The 6,042-nt window shown below is 59.0% G+C and carries 6 protein-coding genes; all 6 read right to left on the reverse strand.

The genetic code is table 11. The features are described from left to right. Positions 1–218: 218 nt before the first annotated feature. A complete protein-coding gene (locus IV091_RS02855; protein ID WP_293464853.1) occupies positions 219–1,577 on the reverse strand; it encodes an ATP-binding protein in 1,359 nt (452 codons plus the stop codon). Between the two features lie 11 nt (positions 1,578–1,588). Continuing rightward, complete coding sequence (locus IV091_RS02860; protein ID WP_293464905.1) at positions 1,589–2,278, reverse strand: response regulator transcription factor; 690 nt, start codon at positions 2,276–2,278, stop codon at positions 1,589–1,591. Positions 2,279–2,724: 446 nt separating this feature from the next. Further along, on the reverse strand, positions 2,725–3,630 hold the full coding sequence (locus IV091_RS02865) for an SDR family oxidoreductase (RefSeq protein WP_293464856.1): 906 nt from the start codon (positions 3,628–3,630) through the stop codon (positions 2,725–2,727). Positions 3,631–3,645: 15 nt separating this feature from the next. Continuing rightward, positions 3,646–4,122, reverse strand: a complete 477-nt coding sequence (locus IV091_RS02870; RefSeq protein WP_293464859.1) for a GNAT family N-acetyltransferase — start codon at positions 4,120–4,122, stop codon at positions 3,646–3,648. Continuing rightward, entirely contained in the window at positions 4,119–5,057 is a 939-nt protein-coding gene (locus IV091_RS02875) for a glutathione S-transferase family protein (protein ID WP_293464862.1), read from the reverse strand. Before IV091_RS02875 ends, IV091_RS02870 begins: the two co-directional genes overlap by 4 nt. Before the next feature lie 65 nt (positions 5,058–5,122). Next, positions 5,123–6,042: NADP-dependent oxidoreductase (locus IV091_RS02880; RefSeq protein WP_293464865.1), on the reverse strand; the 920-nt coding region annotated here is incomplete at its 5' end.

The following is a 6,042-nucleotide window of genomic DNA, read 5'->3' on the forward strand; positions in this document are numbered from 1 at the left end:
GAGCAACTTCAGCAGCGAAGCCGCAAATCATAGCACCGTCTTGCGGCATCTTGAATAATTTTTTGATAAAAAACCGAGGCATCAGTTTCTTGAAGTGAGAAGGCCCATTCGCATGCGGTTGCACTAACGAGTTCCTATTGACCCGCTACTTCGCAGCCGATGGAGACAACAATGTCCGCCCATTCAATGAAAGCAGGATCGCAGTCCCCACGGGCAAATCAATCCTTTGAATCGGCGAAGACGCGTCTATCGACTAGGTGCGTGGGCGGCGCATGCAGTGGCACCTGCAGCCGCATTCTGGTTCCCACCCTGGCCTTTGTGGCAATTTCCAGGTGGCCGCCCAGCTTGAGGGCCCGCAGGCGCATGCTTTCAAGCCCTTTGCCCAGTGGCCGTCCGGCCTCACGACTAGGGATACCACGACCGTTGTCTCTAACTTCAAGCAGCATGGAATCACTTTCGGGAACGTAATGGCACCTTACCTCGACCACGCTGGCATGCGCATGGCGCATGATATTCGCCACGCATTCCTGGGAGATGCGCAATACTTGTTGCGCCCGGTCTCCGCGGAAGTCCTCCAACGGTCCATCCATGTCCACCATCCAGATCATACGAATACCCAACTTGTCCAGCGAATGCTGGACGCGGTAGCGCAAGCGGCCTAGCGCATCAATCAACCCATCGTTCGCGCTGCCAATGCCGTCGACGATCATTTTAAGATCCAGCAGACACTGCTCCAGTGCAAGAGCGACCGCCTGCTGCTGAGGCGCCTGGGTGTCAAGCCTGGCGAGGATATTGACTAGTTGTGAGCCAACGCCATCATGCAAATCCTGCGCGATGCGCTGGCGTTCATTGGTGACGGCGACAGAAGCGAGCTTATTGGCGGGACCAAAGCCGGTGACAGCCTCCCAATGCAAAGCTGACGGATCGTCGGTCTCCCGCACTACAGGCGGCTCTGGGCGCCCGGCGCGGTTGGTAATCAGCAGCCAAAAAAGGAGGAGAAAAGCGGCGTAAAAATACTGCGTAAAGGTATTGCCCAGCCGTACACCTCCTGCGCCAAGCATGTCCTCAAGGCTGACACCTAGACCCAGGAAGGCTCCACCAAGCGCGAGCCAGCAGCGATAGCTACCCTGACGAAGCGCTTTCAGCCCAAGGTAAAAGCACAGCGCGGCAATACAGGCAAGGTTCACCGCAATCCACAGCTTGTACGCCAACTCTTGGTGAAGCGAACTCCAAGCCAACAACAGGAGCCCGAGAACGCCCTGCACCATCCAGACGGCGTGAATATTCAAGCGTGTGATGGAGGCACTGACAAGAATAAAGAACGCCACCGAAATAAGTGTGATCTGGTAGCTAATCTGGGAGGAGAGCAACGCCCACGGCTTTGGCGCTGGCAGCATGCTGACACTACTGGACAGCAGATACATCAACCAGCTGGTCGTCGCGACGGCAAAAGCGAAATCAATCGGATTACGCTGCCGCTTCCAAGCTCGGAACGCTACAGTGACGGCGACCACTGCCACGACGACGCTCACCAGGGCGCCGGCGTGGACAGCCCATTGGTAAGCGACGGATGACATGACCGAACTCTTTAAAACAGACCGCGGTGGGCCGCAAAACTGACTGCCTGAGCGCGCGTGCGCACATTGAGTTTGCGGTAGATGTTCTTGATATGGGTGTTGATAGTGTGACAGCTGACAGCCAACCGGGAACCGATTTCTGCGCTTGTGTAGCCCGCAGCAACCATTTTTAAGACCTCTTTTTCGCGCTCAGACAACTTGTCATTTTCACAACCCGACGGTGTGGTGCTATGAGCCTCACCCTGTGCGTGGTCCAGCCTGTGCAGCAGGCGTCGTGCCAGATTAGGCGTAATGGAGGCTCCGCCGTTTACCACCTGTAACACAGCTTGCGGAAAGCTCCCAAACCAGGAGTTTTTGACCAAGTACCCCGTGGCGCCAAGCTCGAACGCATGCAGGGCATGCTGCTCGTCCTCCATCGCGGAAATAACCACGGCCTCCGCCATGGGACGCACGCTTTTCATGTTTTCAATCAGGTCAAACCCCGTGCCATCACCGAGATTCAAGTCCACCAGCATCACATCAAACTCATACTGGGCAATCAGGCGCCGCCCTTCTTTCATGCTTCCCGCTTGCGCCAGCAAATTGATGCGCATGTCTACCAGTAATTCCTGCGCGATGACCAACCGTATATGCGGGTCATCATCGATCAACAGCACCCGCACAGGCTGTCCAGGTTGTCCAGTCAAAAAATCCGGCCACATACCAAGCGAACTGGCCTGCCTCCCGAAATGCCCGTCGTGAATACCTGGCGAAGAATTCGACATGATGTCGGGCTGTGCACGATTTCCCATCACTTTCCCCTGTTTATTTTTTACGCCTTCCGGGTTACCACCTTTAAATCCTCGTCCAATTACTGACAAATTTCTTACAAAATTAATGTCGGCCAAAAAATTAAATTACGTTTCCTATTCCTCGCTTACACGATAGGCCAAATAGAAGGGGCAATCTAGGTAAATATCTCCATAAATGCATGAAATTACAATTTATTCTTTGTTACATATGCACATAGGCCGCGTTCAGTTCGGTACCTTCATCCGATTGGCCCGCCACAGCAAGGTGGATCAGATAGGTTAACCCTGTGAACGATGGGCCTGCAAATACGGCAACGCCAGCTCGCGACGCGCTGATGCGCTCGACTGCGCCCCTCTCAAGCGGCGCGCAGTGCGGTCCTCAACTGCTGGCCAATTTCAGGCTTGTCGGCAAAGGGATCGGTCGGGTTGCGGGCTTGAACGATGTCCTCCAGACGTGTTTGCACCGCCTGGATCGCTTTGGGATGGCTGTAGATATAAAACTGGTTGCGGGCCACGGCGTCAAACACCAACTGGGCCACATCAGCGGCGCTAACCTTGCCGGAATTCACCGCCTTGCCAGTCATGGCGTGCTGGATCAGCTGGCTTCGGGTGGGTTTGTCGGCACCCATCTCCGTCGGGCGGTTACGGTGGCTTTGGCTGATACCGGTCGCCACAAAATACGGGCACAGCACCGAAGCACCGATCTGGTCCGTGACCAGCCCCAGGTCCTGGTACAAGGTTTCACTGAATGACACCACCGCATGCTTGCTCACGTTGTACACGCCCATGTTGGGCGGATTGAGCAAGCCGGCCATGCTGGCCGTGTTGACGATATGACCCTGCCAGTCGGGATCTTTGGCGGCGGCCGCAAGCATCATGGGCGTGAAGATGCGCACGCCATGCACCACCCCCATGACGTTGACCCCCAGCACCCATTCCCAGTCCTTCACCGTGTTTTCCCAGATCAGGCCGCCGGAGCCGACGCCTGCATTGTTAAACACCAGGTGCGGTGCGCCAAAGCGCGCCAACACAGCCTGCCCCATGGCCTCCATCTGTCCGGCGTTCGAGACGTCGAGCTTGAAGGACAGCACCTGGGCGCCGGTGGCGGCAATTTCGGTAGTGGCCCGGTCCAGCGCATCCTGCTGCACATCGACCAGCACCAGGTTCATGCCCAACTGGGCACCAATGCGTGCGCACTCCAAGCCAAAGCCCGAGCCTGCGCCCGTCAAAACGGCGGTTTTGCCTTTGAAATCTGTAATCATTCAATAGTCCTGAAATTAAGTTTGAACCGAAGCCGGACGCAGCATTTCAATATGGGCAATACCGTCTTCAATGTACGGTGCGCCCGCGTCCACAAAACCGTGCTGCCTGTAAAAGTGTTCCAGTCGCGCCTGGGCGCCAATCCGCACAGCCTGCGGGCCCCACTGCAACTGAAGATGAACCAGCGCTTGCTGCAGCAGCACATGGCCCACGCCACTGCCGCGCATCAACTCACGAGTGGCCACGCGGCCTATGCTGGCTTCAGTAAATTTAATGCCGGCCGAAAAACAGCGCGCATAGGCCACCAGTTGCCCCTCCCGGGTGCCCAGCAAGTGCATGGCCTGCGGATCGGCCCCGTCCATGTCCTGAAAAATGCAGGCCTGCTCGACCACAAACACCTCGCTGCGCAACTGCAGCAGGGCGTAAAGCTCTGGCGTGGTCAGCGCCTCAAACGCCACAAAGCGCCAGGAAATCGTTTGGGCAGTCCCGCTCATGGGGGTGTCACGGCCTTGAGTGAATAACCAATGCGCGGGAAATGCACATGCAGCATGCCGGCGCGCGCGTCGGTGCGGCGCAGCGTGTAGTGCATGCGGGTGGCCGCGATCAATTCGCCTTCGGTGGATTCGGGGCCAAACAGGTCGGCGCTGATGCTGACCCGGCTTCCCAGGGGGATGCCATGCTCATCCTGAAACACGTCGTCATGCAGCGGCGCCGGAGCCGATGCCGCCGCCAGGGCAATGGCTTCTGGCGCGCTGAATTTTTCCATGGGGCCGTGGCCAATGGCGGCCATGCGGTCCATCCATTCCAGCACGGGGGGCGCGAGGTTCAGAATTTCCGCCATCACGGGCGTGCGCATGCGGGTGAACCACAGCGGATGGTAGGCGGCAAAGTCGCTGATGCACGGTACCTCGCCCTGCAAATACGGCCAGTCATCCAGCATGTCGGACAGGCGGCGCAGATAAGACTTGTAGGCAGCAGCAGCGTCGGCCGGACGCAAGCGCATCATGCCGGCGCTCATGGCCTTGCGGTCCTCGCCAAATGCACGGGCCGCATGGGGCGGCGCATGTTCAAACATCTGAGCCAGGCCCCTGGGCTGCAGGTTGTACGCCATGGAGGTCCAGAACAGCGTGGTGTCCGCCCATTGCGCCAGCGTGCGGGCCATGCCTTTGCTGGGTTCGGGATAGAGCGTTGGCCGTGGCTGAATATGCTCCAGTACATCCGCAATCAGCGCCGTATCGCAGTAAATGTCAGCGCCTATCTGGAGCACGGGCGTTTTGCGGTAGCCGCCGGTCAGCGCCAGCACGTCGGGTTTGGGCATGATGGCCGGGATGATCACCGACTTCCAGGGGATCTGCTTGTAGCCCAGAATCAGCCGTATTTTCTCGGCGAAGGGCGAAGTCGGATAGTGGTGAAGGATCAATTCAGTCATGGCTTTCTCCTGGATGTATCAATCGCCGGACGGCCGGCCGCAAACGGGCCGCCCGGAACCCCCGCTTAAATCAGCTTGACCAGCTGTTTCCCGAAGTTTTTCCCTTTGAGCAGGCCCAAAAAGGCCTCGGGCGCGGCTTCCAGGCCTTGCGCCACAGTTTCGCGCGGCCGCAACTTGCCGGTGGCCACCAGCGTGCCGAGTTCCTTGAGCGCTTCAGGCCAGACTTCCATGTGCTCGCTGACGATAAAGCCCTGGATCTTGAGCCGGTTGGTCAAGATCAGCGCCGGGTAGGCCATCGGCATCGGCTGGCCGTCGTAGCCGGCGATCATGCCGCACAGCGCAATGCGGCCAAACGCGTTCATGCGCGTCAGCACCGCGTCCAGCACCATGCCGCCGACGTTTTCAAAATGGCCGTCAATGCCCTGCGGGCAGGCTTCTTTCAGCGCTTTTGAAAGCGACGCCGCGTTCTCGTGCAGTTTGTAGTCGATGCACGCGTCAAAACCCAGCTCATCCACCCCATATTTGCACTTTTCAGGGCCGCCCGCAATGCCCACCACGCGGCAGCCGCGGGCCTTGGCCAGCGCCGCAAAAGCGCTGCCCACGGCGCCGGTGGCGGCGCTGACCGTCACCGTCTGGCCGGCCTGGGGTTCAATGATCTTGACCAGTCCGTACCACGCGGTGACGCCGGGCATGCCCACGGCGCCCAGGTAGTGGGACAGCGGCACATGGGTGGTGTCGACCTTGCGCAGCGCGCCCGGCTGCTCTGCATTGACCACGCTGTATTGCTGCCAGCCGCCCATGCCGACCACCTTGTCGCCCGGCTGGAACCTGGGCGAACGGCTCTCCACTACTTCGCCAACGGTGCCGCCGCCCATCACCTCGCCCAGCGGCTGCGCTGCGGTGTAGCTCTTGGTGTCGTTCATGCGGCCGCGCATGTAGGGGTCCAGGCTCAGGAAGTGGTGGCGCACCAGCACTTCGCCGTCCT

It is taken from the genome of Polaromonas sp., from assembly GCF_018780625.1.
Taxonomy (GTDB): Bacteria; Pseudomonadota; Gammaproteobacteria; order Burkholderiales; family Burkholderiaceae_C; genus Polaromonas.